We start from the raw sequence: 22,623 nt of genomic DNA, 5'->3' as shown, positions 1-22,623 counted from the left end.
TCTTATCCAAAACCTTAGTAGAGGTTATCTTTTCCTGTTAAAAAAATGATATACTGTGTTAGAGTATTTCATGGAGTAAGTTTTTTTTATGAAAGCGGAGGATACGAAGTGGCACAGGTAAGGCTAGCTGGAAAACAAGAAGAAATTGAACAGCTCATTAGATCATTTGAAAAGCATTATGATGTCTCTTATACATCAAAGGAGTACGGAAGGACGAATCCAAAATACAAATATTCAAAGGATTCCCGCGTATATCTTGAATTAAAATTAAAATCTGCCAAGATCGAAAAATAAAAAGGATTTTTTGTGTCATTGGCGAATTATGATCTATTGAAGCAACCGTTATGGAGGGATACATAAATGGAATACAGAATTGAACGAGACACCATGGGAGAAGTAAAAGTTCCTGCTGATAAATTTTGGGGCGCCCAAACACAGCGAAGCAAGGAGAACTTTAAGATCGGTTCTGAAAAAATGCCGATGCGTGTTGTGAAGGCGTTTGCAATCTTAAAACGAAGCACTGCTCTAGCTAATAAACGCCTCGGCAATCTGGATGCTGAAAAAGCAGAAGCGATTGCAGCGGTTTGTGATGATGTGCTCAAAGGCAAGTACGATGACAACTTCCCGCTTGTCGTATGGCAGACCGGAAGCGGCACACAAAGCAATATGAACATGAACGAAGTGGTAGCCAACCGTGCGACTGCTTTATTAAAAGAGAAGAACTCTGATCAAACGATTCATCCAAATGATGACGTGAACCGAAGCCAAAGCTCAAACGACACATTCCCGACTGCGATGCATGTTGCCGCTGTTTTGGCTGTTTACGAGCAGCTTGTGCCAGCGCTTGATCAGCTTCGCAATACACTGGATGAAAAAGCAAAAGCATACAATGATATTGTCAAAATCGGACGCACACATCTTCAGGATGCTACGCCACTGACCCTCGGACAGGAAATCAGCGGATGGGTTCACATGCTGGACCGTTCGAAGGAAATGATTTTGGAAGCGACAGATAAAATGCGTGCGCTTGCAATTGGTGGAACGGCTGTCGGAACAGGTATCAACGCCCACCCAGAGTTTGGAGAGCTTGTCTCAGAAGAGATCACTAAGCTGACCGGCCAAACGTTCAGCAGCTCCCCGAATAAATTCCACGCGCTGACAAGCCATGACGAAATCACTTATGCGCATGGCGCATTAAAAGCGCTTGCGGCTGACTTAATGAAAATCGCGAACGATGTCAGATGGCTCGCAAGCGGACCTCGCTGCGGCATCGGGGAGATCGTCATTCCTGAAAATGAGCCGGGAAGCTCTATTATGCCTGGTAAAGTCAACCCGACACAAAGCGAAGCGTTAACAATGATCGCAGCGCAAATCATGGGGAACGATGCTACAATCGGCTTTGCTGCGAGTCAGGGAAACTTTGAACTGAACGTGTTTAAGCCTGTTATCATTTACAACTTCCTGCAATCTGTGCAGCTGCTCAGTGACGGCATGAATTCATTCCATGATAAATGTGCTGTCGGTATTGAGCCTAATAAAGAAACCATTCAGGAAAACCTGTCAAATTCATTAATGCTTGTTACGGCGCTGAACCCGCATATCGGTTATGAAAACGCGGCGAAAATCGCCAAGCTTGCCCATAAAGAGGGATTGACGCTCAAAGAAGCAGCTTTGAAGCTTGAATTGCTGACAGAGGAGCAATTTAACGAAATGGTTAAGCCGGAAGACATGGTAAAACCAAAGGCGTAATAGTAAGAAAGAACGGCTGCTTTTTAAGCAGCCGTTCTTCTAAATATGTTGCTGTTTTAATAAATATTTAAGCTGCTCCGCATCTTTGGCGAGAGCTTCAGACTCCGTCAGATTATGAATCATTCCTTTTATGATCGCCAGCTTCGGTGTTTTTTTCTTCATTTCTGCTTCAAGTATGTCCAAGCTCTCCGATAATTCAAGAGAGGAGTTTGTGTTTAAGCTGTTAATTTTGTCACGTAGGCTTTTCACAATCGATTCAGTCAGCGGGTCAGGCCGTCCGTGCGTAAGAGGCCCGAATAAAGAGCTCGCCTCTTCCAATGTGATGAAAGGCTTATCGTTTCGTTCAGACATGCCTTTTACCATATCATCAATTCGATTCATAATGATATCAGCTAATTGAGACGGCTTCACAGTGTACCCGAGCAAAATCATGCACTCCAGGTAAATCTGGCTGATGCCCTCTATTAAAAAACAAAGCTCAGCAGTGTACGGTTCCGCTTTTTTTCCATAGATGTTCAGCAGGCTGTCGATATGAAATTGAAGTGAGGACTGGCGGATCTTTTTTGCGCATTGCTCCACTTCTTCTGTGTAAGGCAGAGAACCCTCCTTCAACTGCATGCTGATAAAATCTTTGTGTTCAAGAATGTTTTCATAGAGGACGGTCAGCTGTTTACGGTAAGCCGTTCTGGGGCTGTCGCCCTTCGTTTTAATATTTAAAATTCGGGTAAACGTTTTATCATAATAGTAGTTCAGCATAGAGAGAAGAAGCGCTTCTTTCGAAGGAAAATAAATATAAAAAGCGCCTTTAGATATTTTGCATTCTTTTGCGATTTCCTGAACTGATGTTGAGTTGTATCCTTTTTGGGCAAATAGTTTTAAGGCTGTTTCAATAATCAGTTTTTCTTTTTCCTTCAATGGTTCCACCCTTTCGGAGCCCGGAGGCCTGCTAGGATATGACCATATAGTCACACCGTCTGTTATAAAATTAACCTTATTGTAACTTGTTTTTTTATCATGTATTATTTATATTATAAATTGAGATGACCGAATGGTCAAAGTTCAAGCGAAAGGGTGAATCTAGAATGAGAGAATTGGACGAAATGATTAGCCGCTTGCGAAACAGAGGAATCAAAGTGGAGAAAGTCAAATATCCGAAGCAGACCTTGTCAGAGAAAAAATGGGTTCATCAATGCAAACAGCCGCTCAAAACAAATTACAGAGATTTTAACGGCTATTCTTTCACATAAAAAAATAGACTGCAAAACATCTACAGTCTATTTTGGCACTGCTATGCGGTATGTTACACCCGTTTTGTCATTTTCAATTGAGATAGATGCCTTATGAAGAGTTAAAATTCGTTTTACGATGCTTAGACCAATGCCGAATTCGCCTTTCTTCCCTTTATTAAAAGGCTCATAGAGGCTGGAGAGCATCTCATCTTCAATATGCGGACCGTCATTTTTAATGGTGATCACGATATTTCGATCATCTTGTTTCATGCTGATTTCTATTTTTGTCTCAGCATAGCGGATTTGATTTTCCAGAATGTTTTCGAGGAGTTTGTTCCATTGCTCCGGATCGCCCGGCATCAAAATATCCTCTTCTACATCAATTTCCCACGATAGTTCTTTCCGCGCCCACTTCAATCGTTCGATGACTTCTTCTGTCACTTCCACAATACTGAACATGTCGTGCTGCACTTTTTGCTTCGCTAAATAATCCAGCTTCGTTAAATATAATAAATCCTTTATTTTTTTCTCCAGCTTAAGAGCTTCGCATTCAATAACATCTACAGTGTTTTCAAGGTCTCCTTTAGGAAAAATCCCGTCTTTAATTGATTGTGTATAGCCTCTGATGACCATGACCGGCGTTTTTAAATCATGAGAGATATTTTGCAATAGAGTTCTTTCTGTTTCATCCTTTTGCACAAGCTTTTGGCGCATCTCTTCGATGGTATGGCCCAATTTTCCGATTTCATCTTTCCGGTCCACTTTTACTGGGTCATCCCAATCCTGTTCAGAAATCCGTTTGACGTGTTTTTCAAATGATACAAGAGGCCTTGATAAATACTTTGCAAGCCAAATAGCCGGAATCCAGCTTAATAAAATGACGACAGCTATAATAAACAGAAGCTGTTTGAATAAGGTATAGGCCAAATCGTCCCGATAAGAATCAAGCGCGTAAGAGAGCATCATCGCTGATTGTCCATTGACGGAAAGTCCCTTTTTAATGACAAAAAACACTTTCTCTCCATTGACGTCGGCGCTGTAACGTTTCTTTTTAGCTTCCTGCTGATCAGCCAGCTTGTACACCTTGTGGATAAATGAAGATGACAGAATGCTTAAATCCTTGTCTGAAGAAGCCTCTTCATTTTCAGGAAGGAGCACGTGCTGTACGGAGCGGACAGTTGTCGGCGCCGTCGCTTCCTCGCTGTAATAGCGCCTTTCAATCGAACCTGGCAGGCGGTACTCTGTCAGAACATGCTGCTCATTTTCAATCGTCGTATACGTTTCATTAGTGAAAAAATCTCGCAGCGTGTTTGAAAATAACACAAGCAGTAAAATCGATATCGCTAACAGGATGCCGGATATGACAACCCATATCTGAAACGCGAGCGGCTTGTTTTTCATGATGACATCAACCTGTAGCCGAAACCGTAAATCGTCTCCACCTTCAATTCAGGCATCTTTCTGCGCAGTCTCCGGACGAGATCATCAACGACCCGGTCTGTTCCGAAGTAGTCATGCCCCCACACTTTTAGGAGGATATCCTCACGAGAGTACGGATGCCCTTTATGATGGATAAATAATAGCAGCAGATCAAATTCCTTTGACGTCAAATTGATAATATTCCCGTTTTCGTCATAGACCTCGCGGGCGTCTTCAGCGACCCGATATGAGGAGACGGCAATTTCATTTTTTTGTACAGGAGGAGCTTCCTTATATACGAGCTGCAGCAGCTTTTGCACACGGATAATCAGCTCCCGCGGCAGAAACGGCTTTGAAATGTAGTCATTGCTGCCAAGCTCTAAGCCAAGCACTCTGTCAATATCCGCATCTCGGGCGGAAATAAAAATGACCGGCACGTCAGGATCTTTCGCCTTGATTTCTTTTATTAATGTATAGCCGTCGGTATCCGGCAGCATGATATCGAGAATCCATAGGTGGGGAGACGGTGTCATTTTCTTTCTGGCGTCTTCACCTTTCGTAAAAGATGTAATGTTCCAGCCCTCATTCTCTAAATACTTCGTCAGCAGTTCATTCAGGTTATCCTCATCTTCAACTAGATAAATGGTGTATGACAAGGCTCTTCACATCCTTTCAACGTCATTATAAACTAGTTTTAACATACGGCAGGCAATTTTCATAATTTCACATATTCTTTTCATTTTTATCCCATAATGTTTGTTTATGATATGTATAAGGGAAGAAAGGAAGAGAATAAGAGCGAGGAAGATGTAGGATGATCAAACATATTCTATTTTGGTGCTTTGCTTTTCTCCTCATTATTGGGACAATTGAACTTGTACATGCGATGAATATGTAACGATAAATGAATAACCGTTAAAGGAGTGTAAGAACATGGATTATCGACGTGATGGCCAAAACGATCAACATCAAACTGAACCTTCACATACAGAACAGCAGAATACAGAAAACCAGAAGCTGATTGGACATTCTGAACAAGAATTGCTTGACGCGCCTGTGTCGTATGAAGCGGGACGGCAGGAAACGGCTTCTGCTTTAGAAATGGAAAAGCAAGAAACGGCTGTGAAAAAAGAAAAGAAACGGAGAGCCGCATGGCTGAGCCCGATTTTAGGCGGTATTATCGGCGGGGGCCTCATGCTTGGCATCGCGCCTTATCTTTCGTCAGACCAAAATCAGGCGACCGAAACCGCTTCCGCAAATAAACAGGTGCAGTCTGATAATTTTACAACGGCGCCGATAACGAACGCATCAAACATCGCTGATATGGTAGAGGATTTAGAGCCTACGATTGTCGGAATCTCAAATATCCAAACCTCTCAAAATAACACATTCGGCACGGGAGGAGGCTCCAGCTCAGAAAGTGAAAGCGGAACCGGGTCAGGTGTCATTTTCAAAAAAGACAGCAATAAAGCGTATATCATTACAAACAACCATGTCGTTGAAGGCGCGAACAAGCTGACTGTTACGCTATACAACGGAGAAACGGAAACTGCCAAGCTTGTCGGCAGTGATACCATTACTGATTTGGCAGTTTTGGAAATCAGCAGCAAGAACGTCAAAAAAGTGGCGAGCTTTGGTGACTCTTCACAGCTGCGCACGGGCGAAAAGGTAATCGCTATCGGTAACCCGCTCGGACAGCAGTTTTCCGGTACAGTGACACAAGGCATCATTAGCGGACTGAACCGGACAATTGATGTGGATACAACACAGGGGACGGTGGAAATGAACGTGCTGCAAACCGATGCAGCGATCAATCCGGGGAACAGCGGAGGCCCATTAATCAATGCAAGCGGCCAGGTCATCGGCATCAACAGTTTGAAGGTGAGCGAAAGCGGCGTGGAATCACTTGGATTTGCGATCCCAAGCAATGATGTCGAGCCGATTGTTGACCAGCTGCTGCAAAACGGGAAGGTGGACCGTCCGTTTTTAGGCGTGCAGATGATTGACATGTCACAAGTTCCTGAAACCTATCAGGAAAATACGCTCGGTCTGTTTGGAGATCAATTGGGCAAAGGTGTTTATGTAAAAGAAGTTCAAGCAAATTCGCCGGCAGAAAAAGCAGGTATTAAATCTGAGGATGTCATTGTCAAACTAAACGGTAAAGACGTGGAAAGCAGTGCGGATATCCGTCAGATCCTTTACAAAGACTTAAAAGTCGGAGATAAAACAACAATCCAAGTGCTGCGAAAGGGAAAAACGAAAACGTTGAACGCGACACTGACCAAGCAGACAGAAAGCAGTTCAAGCTAAGAAAAAAACAAAAAGCTGAACCCAAATAGGGTTCAGCTCAGACTGTAGACAAACTGGAAGAAATCCAGTTTGCCTACAGTCTTTTTTATTTTACAATGGAAGTACTACATAACTTGAGGTGATTGACATGCTTTCGAAACATAATCCCATTCAACGAGATCAATTAGAAATGATTACGTTAAATCAATTGGTACCGGCCAGCCACTTGGTTCGTAAAATAGAGGCAGCACTTGATTTTTCGTTCATCTATGACTTGGTGAAGGACATGTATTCAGAAATCGGTCGTCCCAGTATTGATCCTGTCATCTTAATTAAATTGACCTTCCTTCAATACACGTTTGGAATCCGGTCCATGCGCCAAACGATTGAACAAGTGGAAACCAATATGGCCTATCGCTGGTTCCTTGGGTATGGTTTTCACGATAAAGTGCCTCATTTCTCTACGTTCGGAAAAAACTATGAACGCCGTTTTAAAGATACCGATCTGTTTGAACAGATTTTCTATCGCATCTTAAAGGAAGCTGCCGAGAAAAAGCTAATCAGTGCCGAGCACGTTTTCGTGGATTCGACCCATGTTAAAGCGAGTGCGAACAAACGCAAATTTGAAAAGAAAGTCGTTCGCAAAGAGACACGCGCGTATCAGGAACGCCTTCAAGAAGAGATTAACCAGGACCGGGAAGATCACGGAAAAAAAACATTTCCTCCGGACAAGTTTGAGAAGGAAGAGAAGAAAGAAATCAAAGAAAGCACCACCGATCCAGAGAGTGGTTACTATGTGAAGGATGAACGGACGAAGCAGTTCGCCTATTCTTTTCACGCAGCCGCGGATCGTAACGGTTTTGTGCTTGGCACCATGGTCACACCTGGCAACACACATGATAGTCAGATTTTAGAGCCATTGGTCGGAAAGGTCATAGAGAGAGTCGGAAAGCCTGAAGCGGTCGCCGCAGATGCCGCGTACAAAACTCCTGCGATTACCCGTTACTTATTGGAACAGGGGATGACCCCTGCCTTGCCATACACACGACCACGTACGAAAAAAGGTTTTTTCCGAAAACATGACTATGTGTATGACGAATACTTTGACTGTTATCTTTGCCCGGCAGGTGAGATCTTGGCCTACTCGACAACGAATAAAGAAGGATATCGGGAGTACAAATCGCCAAAACAGATTTGTGCGACATGCCCATTTTTAGCCAGATGTACGGAGAGTAAAGACCACCAGAAAGTGGTGACGCGTCATATTTGGCAGGAATACGTAGAAGAGGCAGACCATCTTCGCTATCACGCAGAGGTGAAAGAGATTTATGCCAAACGTAAAGAAACCATTGAGCGTGTATTCGCAGATGGAAAAGAAAAGCATGGCATGCGTTGGACAACGTTAAGGGGACTTAAAAAATTGTCGATGCAGGCGATGCTTACTTTCGCTGCCATGAACCTGAAGAAGATGGCCAACTGGACGTGGCAAGGTCCAAAAATGGCCTAAATGATGAACTCGAAGAGGTCTGTCTTTTTATTAAATAGCTTAAAATCCCATAAAAAGCTAAAAAGGGGTTCGGAATGAGACCATTCCGAACCCCTTTTGTCGACAAACTGAGCTGAACCCAAATAGGGTTCAGCTTTTTTTATCCTAAATAAGAGGAAAGCATCCACACTTGTTTTTCAACTTCTTCAATTAATCCGACAAACAAGTCCGCTGTCGCGTTGTCTTGATTTTCTTCAGCCAGGCCGATCACGAATTTAGATTCGCTGCTGATTTGTTTGTAGTCGTTTACCAATGCTTGTACCATTTCTGAAGCTGATGTTTCGTTTCCGCCGTCTGTGATAGATGCATGCTCAGTGTATTCTTTCACTGTGGCAACAGGCTGTCCGCCAATCGCCAGCAGGCGCTCAGCGATTGTATCGACTGTTTCAGCCGCATGGTCATAAAGTTCTTCAAATTTCTCGTGCAATGTAAAGAAATGAGGCCCTTTCACATACCAATGGAAACGGTGGAGCTTAGAGTATAAAAGAAACCAGTTTGATAATTGTGTGTTCATTGAATTCTCAACTAATGTTTGATTTGTTTTTGCATTTTCAGTTTTCATAAGATAACGTCCTCCTTGTGATCTGTTGATTTAATTATACCATATACTAAATAAAAATCAATACTAAATTATAATAATTATAATTTATGTTATTTGAATAGCTTTTTCTTCAGGATAGACTCCCACGCAGACCAAGGAAAAAGCGATCGGAATAGCAGGGTGAGCTTGATGCCCTTTCCGACCGGGTATCGCAATTTCTTTATGTGCTGTTTTGTTGCCAATTGATAAATGAGGTCGGCAACCTCTTGGGGATCTCCGCTTTCTTCTCCGTTTTTTTGAACATAGGAAAGGATCTTTTTATAGTATTGATGATAGGCTGAATCGTCAGCAGGCACCGACATAAAATTTGATAATGACGTTGACCAGATCGATGTCTTGTATGAGCCCGGCTCGATCAAAGCGGTTTCGATACCGAACGGAAGCAGCTCGATACGCAGGCTTTCAGAAAAACCTTCCAATGCATGCTTGGAAGAAACATATGGCGACATCGCTGGGAATCCGGTCAGTCCGCTGATGCTGCTCACGTTTATAATCTTTGCGCCGCCATGCTTTCTTATGTAAGGGAGAACGGTTTTTGTCACATGGATCACTCCGAAGACATTCGTTTCAAATTGTTGTCTGAAATGTTCCATCGGCACATCCTCAATAAATCCTCCATAAGCCGTTCCGGCGTTGTTAACGAGTAAATCGATCGGGGCGTAAGCACTAACGGCTTTTCCGAATGAGACTATAGATTGTTCATCGGTGACATCGAGAGCTGTAATGTGAATAGAATCAGACACATTGTGTGCTGCAGCCAATTCCCGAAGCTGTTCGGCTTTTTCAGGCTGTCTTGATGTGGCTATCACGAAAAATGATCGGGCGAGCTTTACAGCTGCCAGCAGACCGAAGCCGCTGGACGCTCCTGTTACGATGGCTATTTTTTTATTCATCCTATACCTCCTATTAAACTGCTACAGCTATTGTACAATCCTGAACAGGAAATGACGTCTGTAAAAGAAATTTTTATACAACAATTCAGAATTATTCTATAATAGAACGAAAGAAGGAAAGGGGTTTTGTGATATGGCGCTTCAAGGGGTAGGCCAAAGATGGGATCTTGATTCATTTTTTAAGGGCGGGAGCCAATCAGAAGAATTCAAAGGATATATTGAGAAGCTGTCACAAAGTTTGCGTGCATTTCAAGACAGGACTGATGCGTTTCAGGTGCCTGAATCGCCTGAAGAGGCTGAAGGGCTGACCGCGTTGCTTGATTTATTCGAACAGACATCCGTCAAGCTTCAGCAGGCCGGCGCTTTTGTTGCTTGCCTCCAGGCCCAGAATATCAATGATCAAAAGGCTATAGAGCATCAGGCACTCATGAACCGGCTTTCCGCAGATTTTCAATCGTCGCTCGTTACATTAGATCATAAACTTGTGGACATTGATCAAGACGTGTGGAATGAATTGTTAACAAAACCGGGATTGCGCGATGTTTCTTACATATTAAATGAAAGAAGACAGAGGGTTGCCGAAAAGCTTAGCCCCGGTAAAGAAAAACTGATCGGGAACCTTGCGGTGGACGGATATCACGCTTGGAGTGACTTATACAATATGGTTGTCGGGAAAATGACGATCCCGTATGAGGAAAACGGTGAAAACAAGCAATTGTCTGTCGGTCAGGCGGAGAATATGATGGATCATCAAGACCGTGCTGTCAGAAAAACAGTATATGAACGTTTCCGCCAAGCTTGGGAGAGCAAGCAAGATCTTTTCAGCAGCACGCTGAATCATTTGGCGGGATTCCGGCTTGAAACCTATAAAGCGCGCGGTTGGGAGAATGTCCTGAAGGAACCGCTGCAAATTAACAGGATGAAAAAAGAAACACTTGATACGATGTGGCAGGTCATCACTGAAAACAAGAAGCCGTTCGTTCAGTTTTTGAACCGGAAAGCATCCATGCTCGGCCTTGAAAAACTCAGCTGGTACGATGTCGAGGCACCGATCGGTTCTGACGGAAAGGTCTATTCGTATGATGAAGCCGCGAATATCATTACCAGCCAGTTTTCAACGTTTGGCAAAAAGCTGTCCTCATTCACTGAAAAAGCGTTTCGTGACGGCTGGATTGAGGCGGAAGACAGGAGCGGAAAAAGAGTCGGCGGCTTTTGCACGAGCTTTCCAGACAGCGGGGAATCCCGGATTTTCATGACATTTTCGGGCAGCGCCTCAAATGTCTCTACCCTTGCGCATGAACTCGGGCACGCGTTCCATCAGGAAGCAATGCTCGACGTCAGGCCGTTAAACCGCTCCTACGCCATGAACGTTGCAGAAACAGCTTCAACGTTTGCAGAGATGATAGTCGCGGACGCGACTGTCCAGCAGGCCGAGACCAAGGAAGAAAAGCTTGTTCTTCTGGAGGATAAAGTGCAAAGAAGTGTTGCGTTCTTCATGAACATTCACGCAAGATTTCTATTCGAAACGAGATTCTACGAGGAACGAAAGCGGGGAGTGGTACCGGCCAGCCGTTTGAATGAGCTGATGGAAGAGGCGCAAAGAGAGGCATACTGCAATGCGTTAGAAGAATATCATCCGCTTTTTTGGGCATCAAAGCTTCACTTTCACATCACGAAGGTGCCGTTTTACAATTTCCCTTATACATTCGGCTACCTGTTTTCTCTTGGCATTTACGCGCTGGCGCTTGAAGAAAAAAACGCATTCGAAGAGAAGTATATGGCGCTATTGCGAGATACGGCTTCTATGACAGTGGAGGATTTGGCGATGAAGCATTTGGGCGCTGACATCACGAAGCGCGATTTCTGGGAGAGTGCCATCAAGCTGGCTGTGCGTGACGCCGAAACCTTTTTGCAAATGACCGAATCTTAAAGAAAAGCCGTGGCGTTATGCCTCGGCTTTTTCAATTCTTCTCTGAATGAGGATTTCATTCTCTGGATATACCTAAAATAAATGGAATCCTACAGGGGGGAAACATATGCATTTGGTCAGAGCAGCCGGGGCTGTATGTCTCGCAGTGGTTCTGATTGCGGGCTGCCGTCTCAATGAAGATCAGCAGCAGGCAGAAGGAGAAAATACAGCCGTCACCCAGCTGAAGTCCGTTCCCTACAGCAATTTTTCGCTTCGTGTGAGCTACGGGGATGGTGAGCATAACCGTTATGAAGGAATCTATACAAAGAACGGGACTCAGGAAAAAGCGGAAATACAGGATAAGCTCTCCGGTGTCAATCAGGAGGGAGAAGAAGCATTGGATGAGATGAAAATGATTTTGAGTGAGCTTTCCGTGACAGACCAAATGGCTGAAACAGAAGTGATACACAGTGTGCTGGCAGCATTTAATCTGGACAGTCATTATGATCATATCGATTTAAAATTGAAGCTGAAGGACGGCTCCATCAGAGAAATCAAGAAGTAATCTTGTGATAAAAAACCCATAAACGTCAATTATGTCCATAAAACTAATTGAAAATGATTTTCAAAGTCAGTGTTTTCTGCTACAATGAGGGATATATGACCATATCAAATGGCTGAATATCAGAATCACTTGCATTGATGACAATTGACTTAAAAGCATGTATATAGAAAACGTGCAATACATAGTGCTGCTAAAAAGCCAGCAAAAAGGAGCGGTTATGGGTATGAGTGCAATTTCTACAGAAACGCTGAGCTTAGGATACGGGGATGCCGTTATTATTGATGAGTTGAATTTAACAATTCCCAAAGGTGAAATTACCGTATTTATTGGCAGCAATGGCTGCGGAAAATCGACACTTTTACGTTCATTAGCGCGCCTGATGAAGCCGAGAGGCGGTTCAGTGCTGCTGGAAGGAAGAGCCATTGCCAAGCTTCCGACGAAGGAAGTCGCAAAAGAGCTCGCAATCCTGCCCCAAGGTCCTTCGGCTCCAGAGGGGCTGACGGTGCATCAGCTGGTGAAGCAAGGAAGATATCCTTACCAAAACTGGCTGAAGCAGTGGTCAAAAGAGGATGAGGAAGCAGTTGAGAGAGCGCTTAAAGCAACAAAGCTTGAGGACATGGCTGACCGTGCCGTTGATTCTTTGTCAGGCGGACAGCGCCAGCGGGCTTGGATCGCGATGACGCTTGCCCAGGAAACGGATATCATCCTTCTTGACGAGCCGACGACGTATTTAGACATGACGCATCAAATTGAAATTCTTGATTTGCTGTTTGAGCTGAATGAAAAGGAAGACCGGACGATTGTTATGGTTCTCCATGACTTAAACTTGGCGTGCCGCTATGCACATCATCTCGTGGCCATAAAAGACAAACGGATTTATGCAGAAGGCCGTCCGGAAGAGGTCATCACTTGTGATCTTGTGCAAAATGTGTTTTCTATGAACTGTCAAGTTACACAGGACCCGCTCTTCGGAACGCCTCTTTGCATTCCTCATGGCAGGGGCAGATGCATTGTCCAGGAAGCGGCTTTCACATCACATGGATAAATAACGCAGCGAAGGAGCTTTCAATTGAGAAAGCTCCTTGCTGTTTTTTCGAAAGGAAGATGGAAAATGGAACAAAAACTTCAGGAGCAGCTGGATGGATTGCTGGAGAAGTATACTGAGCTTCTGCTTGGTGAAACAAACGATGAGCTAAAAGAAGAAGTGAAGCAATGGATTTTGTACGGGAGTGTAATATTAACTGTGTAAGTAAGGAATGCGTACGGTTCCTTACTCACACAGTTTTTTATTTGATAGAATAATAAGTATAAAGCTAAAGGAGTGGTTTCAGTGGGGAAATTGAAAAGAGATCCGAACTCCGTAGAATTAGCTAACAAGATTATCGAACAGTATCAGCCTAAATCAGTAGAAGATATGCAAGAAGCATTAAAAGACATATTTGGTCCCATGTTTGAGTCAATGCTAAAAGGTGAAATGAATCACCATTTGGGCTATGAATCCAATGACAAGGGAGAAAAAGAAACAAGAAATAGAAGAAATGGATATGGCAAAAAGATCGTGAAAACAACAGCAGGAGAAGTTGAAATTGCAGTCCCCCGTGATCGTGATGGTTCATTTGAACCGCAGTTGATTCCAAAGCGTAAAAGAGATGTATCCTCTATAGAGGATAAGGTCATTTCGATGTATGCCAGAGGAATGTCACAACGAGACATTTCTTCCACGATAGAAGACATCTATGGCTTTTCTGTATCTCATGAAATGGTATCCGACATTACGGATACTGTACTTCCTAATTTAGAAGAGTGGCAAAATCGTCCCTTAAGTAACTGTTACCCTTTTGTGTTTGTCGATTGTCTTTACACAACCATTCGTAATGACTATGAAACGAAGAAGTATGCCGTTTACACAATACTAGGATATACCATAGAAGGTAAAAAGGACATTCTAGGTTTGTGGTTGAATGAAACGGAAAGTAAACATAAATGGATGCAAATTTTTGATGAAATCAAATCTCGTGGTGTAGAAGATATCTTCTTTCTCTCAATGGATGGCGTTAGTGGTCTGGAAGAAGGAGCACGTGCGATTTTTCCTGATGTGACCGTACAGAGATGTATTGTTCATTTAATTCGAAATTCGATTAAGTATATACCAAGTAAAGACTACAAGCCTTTTACTGCTGCCTTAAAGAAAGTGTATGGAGCTCCAAGCCTTAAGGCTTGTCACAGTGCATTTGAATCTTTTGAAAAGCAGTGGTCTACGTACCCTGGAGCTGTAGACGTATGGAAACGAAACTTTTCTCATGTGGAACAACTTTTCGATTATGGTGGTAATATTCGTAAAATCATGTACACTACAAATGCCGTTGAAAGTATCCACTCTAGCTTTCGAAAAGTCACGAAAAAAGGAGCATTCCCCCATGAGAATGCCCTATTAAAAATATTGTTTTTACGAACAAAAGAATTAGAAAAGAAATGGGATGGTGGACGCATCCAGCAATGGGCTATGGTCATGAATCAACTATTAGTTCATGACCACCTAAAGGAACGTGTGAAGAAATATCTAGAATAACTTACACACTTTTCTTGACAAGCCCTTTTGTACACCCATATAGCCAAAAGTATGCCTCCGCTCGCTAAAATCTTTATCTTTAATGTTAATATCAGCTTCTTTTTGAAGCTTTGGAATCACTTGATCAACTGACTTCGCTTTTTTAAATTTTAGTTCTTTTTCAATTTCTTCTTTCTTATCATCGAACTTGTTTGTTTTCTTATCCGTTACTTTAATAATATGATAACCGAATTGTGTTTTCACAGGTTCGCTAATTTTTCCAACGTCCATCGTAAATACAACTTTATCAAATTCAGGAACCATTTTTCCTTTTGTAAAATATCCAAGGTTACCACCTTTATCTTTTGAACCAGGATCTTTTGAATATTCTTTCGCGAGTTTAGCAAAGTCATCACCTTTATCAAGTTTTGCTTTTACTTCTTTCGCGGTTTTTTCGTCAGCCACAAGAATATGACTCGCTTTAATTTCTACTCTATATTTATCCACAAATTCGCTTTTTATATCTTCTTGAGATATTTTCACTCCGTCTGTTGCAGCTTTTTCAGCCAACAATTCTTGTTTAATAAGTTTTTTAAACGCTTCCTCACCTTTAATTCCTTTTTGTTCAAGAGCCTGTTTTAAGGCAACCTTTCCACCGAATTGCTTCTCATACTCCTTGATTTTCTTATCAATCTCTTGATCTGTTACTTTATATTTTTGTTCAAGGAGCATGGTATCGACCATTTGTTTTAGGACTTGGTCATCCCCTTGAGTTTTTAATTCTTTGTAAAACTCTTCTTTAGTGATTTCACCTGCTTTAGACTGAACGATTATATCTGAATTAGCACTCGAAGTAGAGTTACAAGCAGAAAGAGAAAGAATACAGGTTGCCATTCCAAAATATGCAAACCATTTTTTTATTAAAAACACTCCCTTGTATTTAATTATTTTTGATCATGTTTATTACCATAATTTCAGTTTAAAATTCACCTTTTCAAAAGCTGAACAACTTCTACTAATGCGAATGCCTTGTCGTAAAGTGATATAGTCTTGTAGAGTGTTCAGGAAAGCTCGCTAACTTATTTTCCATACTCGACCACAACCATATCCCAATACTTAAGACTTGGAAGGGTAAAGGTGACTTTTTTGTGTTCTTGTTTAAAGTGAAGCGGTATAGTAACACCATTTTGCTTATCTGGGGAGGCTACCCACACTTTTTTAATAGGTCGATTTTCTTTAAGCTGAATCGTTAATTTTTCACGATTTTGAGGTTCTGCTTGATTTGCATTTGTATCACGCCACTCAAGTGTGGTTGCATCGTAAAAGTTGATAAAGTGAATGATTTTTTTATCAACTTTTTGTTTAGCAAACACCCATACTTTTCCTTGTTCTGGTTTGGATGCAAAATGCACCCAATCAGAGGAACGAACAGTAACTGGTACCTCGTGGGCATGATCACGCAGCAAATTTTCATAGGCAACTAGAAAGTCATAATAATGCAAAAGCCTGTTTTGTAAGTCTGGACTCATTTTCAAGTTCTTATGAGGAAAGTATTCCTTTGACAACATATGTTCCCCTAGTTCTAAGTGGGCTCCTCCAGATGCGAAAATTACGCTGTTTGCTAGTAAAATACCAGGTGTATTAAATTTGCCAGGCTGATTAGAAAATTCATAGTTCATATAGGCTGCTAAAACTGTATTATAGTTTCCTTCTGAATACGCATTATTTTCATCAATAATACGTTTTAAATCGCTATAATATTTGTATTGCTCCCATACCTCTGTGTATAAGAAGTCCATTGGAGATTGCCCCAGTTGCTTTTGTCCATATTGGTTTACGGCGTTCATCACTAAATGCTTATCTGGTATCTCTGTTTTTATATGTTTGATAAAGGATGGCAAGGATTCATCTAAAGCCAAGGGATTCCCATCATAATCATATACAGTTCCCCGTGCACCTAGTTGATCAATGTGCCAGCCATCAAAAGGAAGGGACTTATACACATTTTTTTGTTGATTAGTTAAATAAGTTTGCCATTCACGGTTGGCTGGATTAACTAGGAAAACATCACTGTTCCATTCATCAGGTAAAGGATGGTAATCATAAGCCGTTTGTTGTTGATCTTTAAAAATTCGCCATTCCTTTTTAACCCCGTCTTTTTCAGCTTCTGCAAAAGCACCGTATAATAAATTATAGGCCATCGTTTTCATGTTTCGTTGATGAGCTAAATCGATATAGGTTTTAATCGTTTGAAACGAAGTGGGTCGGTTTGCGATATCTTCCCAATGAGTGTCAGGAACATTGTTTTCTAGTTTAATAGGTTGATGATGTTTGTAATGCCAATCATAAAATTGTAATCCATTAATGTGATAACGATTTAATTGAGAAATAACAGACTGCATGTCTTTGATGGACATATCTTGAAACATTGACAAAAATCCATAACGTGGAAATTTAGCCCAGTCACTTGACACATCTACAGCAATCGTTTGTTCATCCTTTTCAGTATGGGATTCAAACTGGACTTTCACTAAATACCCTTGAAAATCTTTTTTAGGAGGTTGCCATGTCCACTTGACCTTATTTTTGTTGAGGTTTATTTCTTGACGAGAAACAATATCATCTAAATGATAGTAGGTGACTTTCAGAATTCCATTTTTATATTTATCCGGTAATTGAGTTGTAAAATGAACGGTCTCATTTGGCTGATACGAAGTCTTATCTGTCATGATATGGTGAAGGATGCTCTTAGTTTTCAGCACAACCTCTGTTTTTTCTCGTTTTGGTTGTTTCTTAGGTAAATCTATAGAGTGATTTACCACGACTTTGATCATTAATAGCAATAAAATAGAGGACAAAATAATGACTATATATTTCTTCTTCAGTAACATGCATTTTAACTCCTTACCTCTACACCTTATTGATTTGAAGAGAAGGGACTAACGATACTGTTAGCCCCTTCTTTTTATATTATTCCAGATCTAAACTTTCGCCTCTGTTTCAATACCGTACGTACCGTAACTTTAACGAATTTGAACTTCTTTCTTCTCTTCAGCTGGAATAGCTACATAAAGCACTTTTGTATTCGTGTCGTAGAAGAATGTATTCGGTTTCCCTTGCGTTTCATCTAGTGAATGAACTTCTTGATATTTTTTGAAACCAGCTTGAACTTTAGATGGGTGTTCAACATTGTGTAATTTTAATGTATATTGTTGCAGTTTAGAGGCTTCGTACCTTTTAACTTCTTGTCTTTGTTTGAATGTAATTTTATTTTGTTTCTTTATTACATCTAATTTTGTTAAGTTATATGCACCTTTTTTATAATCCTCGGTCTTACCATCATCTTCATAGAACGTATAAGTAGCATTTTTGTCTACATACGTATCAAGAACAAGATTTGTTAATGGTTTTTCATCTGTGTATTGTTGCACAGCACGAGTCGGAATGATCGAATCTTTCTTCACGAAAATAGGTAATTGACCAAGCGGAGCTTTCATAGTAATGGTTTGTCCACCATTATATTCTTTTCCAGTCCAGTAATCCGTCCAATTTACACCTTCCGGTAAGTAAACTTCACGAGAAGTTTGACCTTGTTTTACAACTGGAGCAAGCATCATAGAGTCACCGAACATGTATTGGTCACTAATATCATGTGTATTCTTGTCATTTTGAAATTGATAGACAAGTGGTTGTTGAACTGGTTTACCACTGTCAGCTGCTTCTTTAAATTCGTTGTAGAGGTAAGGGAGTAATTGATAACGCATGTCAATATACTTTTTACTGATTTGTTCAACTTCCGGACCGAATGCCCATGGTTCTTGACCTTGTTTTACGTCGGCTTTTGCGTCACTATCATAGTGGATACGAGAAAATGGCAAGAAAGCACCAACTTCAATCCATCTTGCAAATAATTCTGGACTTGGACGATTTGCAAAACCACCAATATCGTTACCGACGAATGATACTCCTGACATACCTACGTTCATATTGATAGGAAGGGACATTTGTAAATGTTCCCAGTTACTTGCGTTATCACCAGTCCATAAGGCAGCATAACGCTGTGTACCTGCATACATGTCACGTGTTAAGACGAATGGACGAGTGCCAGGCTTGTGGTTTTTAAATGCTTGATATGTTGCCTCTGTTTCATCATTCCCATATAAGTTATGGTATTCAGAGTGGAGAATTTTGTTGTCCTCTGTTCCAAAATATGCGTCAAGAGGGAGTGTATGATGTTGTTTATCATCGTCACGGAAGACTGCTGGTTCATTCATGTCATTCCAGATACCATCCACCCCTTCATTGAGTATCTCACCAAGGTTGTTTGCCCACCAATTGCGGACCTCTTGTTTAGAGAAGTCTGGGAAGGCAGCATCTCCAGGCCATACTGGACCAATGTAGGGAGTGCCGTGAGCGTTTTTCGCCCAGTAGTCATTTTTTGTTCCTTCTTGATACATACGATAATTTTCATCTTGTTTAACAGCTGGATCATTAATCGCAATAGCATGGAATCCAGACATGGACTTTAATTGTTTTAATGCTTGTTTATATTGTTCATTCCAAGTAAACACACGATAACCATCCATGTAATCTATATCAAAGTGCATGGTGTCTAATGGAATTTGCTTTTCACGATATGTTTTTGCGACATTTACAATTTCTTCAGGAGTGTATCCCCATTTACTTTGATGTAAACCTAATGACCACTTTGGTGGAATATCCATTTTTCCTGTTAATTCTGTGTATTGGTCGATAACATCACTAATTTGCGGACCATATGTAAAGTAATACGTTAATTTACCGCCATTCGCATAGAAATAGTAATAATCATCGGATTCACTGGCCATTTCATAGTAAGAACGATGAGTATTGTCAAAGAAAATACCATATGCTTTTTTATCTTTTAAACCAACAAAGAATGGAATAGTCGTATATAAATATTTTGTGTCTTTTGTATACGAGTAAGCGTCTGTGTTCCACATACCCATGCTTTCGCCACGTTTATTGACCTCCAATCCAGCTTGTTCACCAAAGCCATAGAAATCTTCGTCCTTGTCAGTTTTCTTAAATACATAAGGCTTTCCATTTTCATAGCCGGAGGTCTTTCCCTGATTTACGTAGTCCTCATTGATTACATTTCCATTCTTATCAAGGAACTTTACTCCAAATTCGCTCAGTTTAATTTCTACTGTAATTTCGTCTGTTTTTAGAGTGTATACATCTGCGCTAACGTTTGCACGGAAGCGAGGAGTTTTCCATTCAGACGCTTTTTTAGCAATTCCTCTTGATTCGAATTCTTTCTCACCTTTTTTCACTACGGAAACTTTGACTAGATCTTTGTCAAATATACGGATATAGGCTTCATTTGTTCCTAAGTCCAGCTTTACACCATTAGAAAGTTTTTCGATATTCTGAACAGAAAGTTTTTGAAGTTTGTCCTTTGTTAAAGGAGTATCGGCTTCAGGTTGAGTAACCGCCAGAACGTTCGGAACTGTTGCCGTTAAACTAACAGTAGCCGCAATGGAAAGGCTCGCTAAAACACGTAACGACTTTTTTGATAGATTCATGTTCCACCTCTTGGATAAAAGATTTAATTAACACCAGATTAATATAATTAATTACAAAATGTTCTGTCAACTATTCATTTAAAGAATCAATCGATGGGTATTAAGACCTCACTTCCATGATTTCACAAGAATGAAAGCGGATAATATTTTAAAGAAACTATGTTATAAAAAATGTGAAAATAGATCATTATATCTACAACTTTAAATTTTTAAAAATTTAATTCAAATCCATTACTTATGGCAAATATTTATTACAATACCGAAGGGATAAGGACTTAATAAACAGAAAAGGATTGAATAGTTTCTTACCTGCTCTAATACAATATCAAAATAATTTCTACTATATGAATGTTTTCATTATTACATTTGAAGAATCTTTTTAGTTTTAAGTGTTCTGGTATAAAAACTTCAAGGTACTTGCACTCTATTCCCTAAAATTTTCATATTTTATTGAGACTGGTATTTTAAAAAAGGATAGGATAAGGGTTCTAGTGCAAAAAATTAATCTAACTTGAAACTAATCTCTAAAACTTGGACATACTGATGCTAGTAATTTAAAAGAAGGACGTGATCAGTATGGAAAAGCAGAATATATTTAAGTGGAAACATTATCTTATTCTGGAGTAATCAGTTTAACTCAAATGTATTACGGGATGTCGTTCCCAGAGGCTGTAAAAGGACGGTAAATGGAAACCTATTCATACAACAACACTCATTAATAATGAGACATTGGAGATACAAAGTATATATAATGCCGTTGTATTTGTCAACTTAAAATCCAGCCATTTCGTCATTAAAAACCCAGCCAATTTTCTGCCATCATTTATATAATTGGCCGGTTTTTTAATGCTTTTTTTATTCTTCTTTTCGTTCTAGCTCTGTTCGATTAATTCTTGTTTCTTCAACCATTTCTCTGTCTCTTTCATGCGGTAGGAGTCACCAATCATATTCACAATATAGGCTTGATGGGTTAAACGATCAATCATAGCTGCTGTCATGACAGGATCTTGAAAGATCTCCCCCCATCTTTCAAAAGATAAGTTCGTTGTAATAATGGTTGATTTCTGATTCGCTCGTAATGATAAATGGGTAAACAATAACTCTGCACCTTCTTTATCAAATGAAATATAGCCCATTTCATCTGCGATGACTAAATCATATTTTTCAAATCGGTTCTGAAAAACTCGTAGAGTTCTCTCCGATCTGCATTCTTTTATTTGATTGACTAATAAAGGGACCGTTGTAAACCATACCTTATAACCTTCCATACAAGCTTTTATCCCTAAACCAATTGCCATATGAGTCTTTCCTGTACCCGCATTGCCAGCTAAAATGATGTTTCGACCTTCTCTGATAAAGTCTAAGCTCTTTAAAAGCTTAAATTTTTGCTGGGCATCTTTTGACAAATCCTCAGTTGATAGATCTTCTAGATATTTTTTATATGGAAAGTCTGCACGACGGATTCGGTTGTATTTGGCGGATTCCTGTCTGGAATCCAGTTCTTTTTGAAGTAACTGTCGTAAGAATTCTTCATAACTGGCATCTGTTTCAACTGATTCTTTAATCACTTCTTCAAAATCCTGACGGATTTTAGGCAATTTGAGCTCTTTGCTTAATGTATTAATTTCCTCTACCAATGCTTGCTTCGAAAGTTCCATTTACCTGCACTCCTTATTGGATAAATTTCGTTTGAAACAGTTGATCATAGGTCTGAAGATGTTGTTTAGAATAGTGTTCGATGGAGAAATTCCAACTTGTGAAAATTGATAGAGATTCAAACAGAAATTATACACCATACCTCGCAGTAATACCGACAGAGGAGCGTGTTTTCACAGCTATTGCCGAAACGCCTCAAATGGCAATTTGCATAGTGGCTTTGAAGGCCTGTGGTACCGATGAAGAATTGTTTTGCTCTAAGGAGGCTGTGGAATGCCAAAAGTGAATGGAACATTAATCGGATACTATTGCGACGAATGCGAGGAATGGATGTTTTTAGAAAGTCCTGCCTGTACGTCCGAAATCTATTGCCCTTTTTGTGGAGATCAAACTCTTGCGATGGATTCTGACGATTTAAGTATACTGGAAGAGATGATGAAGGAGGATGCGGAGTGAAGGAATATACAGAATGTCCAAAGTGCGGGAATGATCAGCTTATCAATTACGGAGAAATGGCAGTGGAGTTTGAAAGGTCAGCGAAAACAGGGAAGATGTTAAAACGCAGTAAAGACGGATTGCCCACATGGTTTGCGACTAAGTGTCGGTGTGGTTGGGATGATTATTTAGAAAAATATGAGTAAGGAGGGCGCGG

Annotated in this window: 20 protein-coding genes and 1 pseudogene; 12 read left to right on the top strand and 9 right to left on the bottom strand. The window is 40.7% G+C overall.

Translation table 11 applies throughout. The features are described from left to right. Window positions 1-108: 108 nt before the first annotated feature. Entirely contained in the window at window positions 109-294 is a 186-nt protein-coding gene (locus NSQ09_RS01380) for a YvzF family protein (protein ID WP_003221676.1), read from the top strand. 66 nt (window positions 295-360) lie between these two features. Further along, complete coding sequence (gene fumC, locus NSQ09_RS01375; protein ID WP_003228523.1) at window positions 361-1,749, top strand: class II fumarate hydratase; 1,389 nt, start codon at window positions 361-363, stop codon at window positions 1,747-1,749. Window positions 1,750-1,788: 39 nt separating this feature from the next. Here fumC and NSQ09_RS01370 read toward each other — a convergent pair whose 3' ends face one another. After that, window positions 1,789-2,664 carry a TetR/AcrR family transcriptional regulator gene (locus tag NSQ09_RS01370; protein ID WP_003243192.1) on the bottom strand — a complete coding sequence of 292 codons (876 nt, stop codon included), beginning with the start codon at window positions 2,662-2,664 and terminating at the stop codon, window positions 1,789-1,791. 167 nt (window positions 2,665-2,831) lie between these two features. Here NSQ09_RS01370 and spxO point away from each other — a divergent pair, with 167 nt between their 5' ends. Next, on the top strand, window positions 2,832-2,996 hold the full coding sequence (gene spxO, locus NSQ09_RS01365) for an anti-adapter protein SpxO (RefSeq protein ID WP_003221681.1): 165 nt from the start codon (window positions 2,832-2,834) through the stop codon (window positions 2,994-2,996). Window positions 2,997-3,023: 27 nt separating this feature from the next. Here spxO and cssS read toward each other — a convergent pair whose 3' ends face one another. Both cssS and cssR read right to left on the bottom strand, forming a co-directional pair. Next, window positions 3,024-4,379, bottom strand: coding sequence for a secretion stress-responsive two-component system sensor histidine kinase CssS (gene cssS, locus NSQ09_RS01360; protein ID WP_014480824.1), 1,356 nt, complete (start codon window positions 4,377-4,379; stop codon window positions 3,024-3,026). Beyond that, a complete protein-coding gene (cssR, locus tag NSQ09_RS01355; RefSeq protein WP_014480823.1) occupies window positions 4,376-5,053 on the bottom strand; it encodes a secretion stress-responsive two-component system response regulator CssR in 678 nt (225 codons plus the stop codon). The genes cssS and cssR overlap by 4 nt, the downstream gene beginning before the upstream one ends. Before the next feature lie 277 nt (window positions 5,054-5,330). Here cssR and htrB point away from each other — a divergent pair, with 277 nt between their 5' ends. Next, window positions 5,331-6,707 (top strand): serine protease Do-like protein HtrB, encoded by a 1,377-nt coding sequence (htrB, locus tag NSQ09_RS01350; RefSeq protein ID WP_041333089.1) that lies wholly within the window; start codon window positions 5,331-5,333, stop codon window positions 6,705-6,707. Between the two features lie 127 nt (window positions 6,708-6,834). Then, a complete protein-coding gene (locus tag NSQ09_RS01345) occupies window positions 6,835-8,193 on the top strand; it encodes an IS1182 family transposase (RefSeq protein ID WP_041339714.1) in 1,359 nt (452 codons plus the stop codon). Between the two features lie 139 nt (window positions 8,194-8,332). Here the strand turns inward: NSQ09_RS01345 and mrgA are convergent, their stop codons facing one another. After that, on the bottom strand, window positions 8,333-8,794 hold the full coding sequence (gene mrgA / locus NSQ09_RS01340) for a metalloregulation DNA-binding stress protein MgrA (protein ID WP_014477938.1): 462 nt from the start codon (window positions 8,792-8,794) through the stop codon (window positions 8,333-8,335). An 89-nt stretch (window positions 8,795-8,883) separates the two neighbouring features. After that, window positions 8,884-9,726 (bottom strand): oxidoreductase, encoded by an 843-nt coding sequence (locus NSQ09_RS01335; protein WP_041053727.1) that lies wholly within the window; start codon window positions 9,724-9,726, stop codon window positions 8,884-8,886. A 133-nt stretch (window positions 9,727-9,859) separates the two neighbouring features. On the opposite strand from NSQ09_RS01335, the gene NSQ09_RS01330 reads away from it, so the two are divergent. The 5 genes and pseudogenes from NSQ09_RS01330 to NSQ09_RS01310 all read left to right on the top strand — a co-directional run bounded on the left by NSQ09_RS01330 (window position 9,860) and on the right by NSQ09_RS01310 (window position 14,769). After that, the gene (locus NSQ09_RS01330) at window positions 9,860-11,656 is read left to right on the top strand and encodes a M3 family oligoendopeptidase (protein ID WP_017696421.1); all 1,797 of its coding nucleotides are present in this window, start codon (window positions 9,860-9,862) and stop codon (window positions 11,654-11,656) included. Window positions 11,657-11,762: 106 nt separating this feature from the next. Then, window positions 11,763-12,200 (top strand): YusW family protein, encoded by a 438-nt coding sequence (locus NSQ09_RS01325; RefSeq protein ID WP_017696422.1) that lies wholly within the window; start codon window positions 11,763-11,765, stop codon window positions 12,198-12,200. A gap of 217 nt (window positions 12,201-12,417) precedes the next feature. Continuing rightward, on the top strand, window positions 12,418-13,245 hold the full coding sequence (locus NSQ09_RS01320) for an ABC transporter ATP-binding protein (RefSeq protein ID WP_010886609.1): 828 nt from the start codon (window positions 12,418-12,420) through the stop codon (window positions 13,243-13,245). 24 nt (window positions 13,246-13,269) lie between these two features. Further along, window positions 13,270-13,425: pseudogene (locus NSQ09_RS01315) on the top strand (DUF2573 family protein); the annotation flags it as partial. Window positions 13,426-13,521: 96 nt separating this feature from the next. Continuing rightward, a complete protein-coding gene (locus tag NSQ09_RS01310) occupies window positions 13,522-14,769 on the top strand; it encodes an IS256-like element ISBsu2 family transposase (RefSeq protein ID WP_031600262.1) in 1,248 nt (415 codons plus the stop codon). Here NSQ09_RS01310 and NSQ09_RS01305 read toward each other — a convergent pair. The 4 genes from NSQ09_RS01305 to istB all read right to left on the bottom strand — a co-directional run bounded on the left by NSQ09_RS01305 (window position 14,761) and on the right by istB (window position 21,973). Then, window positions 14,761-15,678 (bottom strand): peptidylprolyl isomerase, encoded by a 918-nt coding sequence (locus NSQ09_RS01305; RefSeq protein ID WP_341030448.1) that lies wholly within the window; start codon window positions 15,676-15,678, stop codon window positions 14,761-14,763. The two genes, NSQ09_RS01310 and NSQ09_RS01305, sit on opposite strands and share 9 nt — an antisense overlap. Window positions 15,679-15,827: 149 nt before the next feature. Next, complete coding sequence (locus NSQ09_RS01300) at window positions 15,828-17,639, bottom strand: glycoside hydrolase family 66 protein (protein WP_017697176.1); 1,812 nt, start codon at window positions 17,637-17,639, stop codon at window positions 15,828-15,830. A gap of 132 nt (window positions 17,640-17,771) precedes the next feature. Beyond that, window positions 17,772-20,315 carry a glycoside hydrolase family 31 protein gene (locus NSQ09_RS01295; RefSeq protein WP_017697177.1) on the bottom strand — a complete coding sequence of 848 codons (2,544 nt, stop codon included), beginning with the start codon at window positions 20,313-20,315 and terminating at the stop codon, window positions 17,772-17,774. A gap of 872 nt (window positions 20,316-21,187) precedes the next feature. Further along, window positions 21,188-21,973 carry an IS21-like element helper ATPase IstB gene (gene istB, locus NSQ09_RS01290; RefSeq protein ID WP_017697178.1) on the bottom strand — a complete coding sequence of 262 codons (786 nt, stop codon included), beginning with the start codon at window positions 21,971-21,973 and terminating at the stop codon, window positions 21,188-21,190. Between the two features lie 271 nt (window positions 21,974-22,244). On the opposite strand from istB, the gene NSQ09_RS01285 reads away from it, so the two are divergent. Continuing rightward, window positions 22,245-22,427 carry a hypothetical protein gene (locus NSQ09_RS01285; protein WP_017697180.1) on the top strand — a complete coding sequence of 61 codons (183 nt, stop codon included), beginning with the start codon at window positions 22,245-22,247 and terminating at the stop codon, window positions 22,425-22,427. Further along, window positions 22,424-22,612 carry a hypothetical protein gene (locus tag NSQ09_RS01280; protein ID WP_017697181.1) on the top strand — a complete coding sequence of 63 codons (189 nt, stop codon included), beginning with the start codon at window positions 22,424-22,426 and terminating at the stop codon, window positions 22,610-22,612. The genes NSQ09_RS01285 and NSQ09_RS01280 overlap by 4 nt, the downstream gene beginning before the upstream one ends. Window positions 22,613-22,623: the final 11 nt, after the last annotated feature.

Source organism: Bacillus sp. FSL W8-1202 (assembly GCF_038006165.1).
Classification (GTDB): domain Bacteria; phylum Bacillota; class Bacilli; order Bacillales; family Bacillaceae; genus Bacillus; species Bacillus subtilis.
Note: the sequence above shows the minus strand (reverse complement) of the source record. Positions and strands in the feature narration are given on the sequence as shown.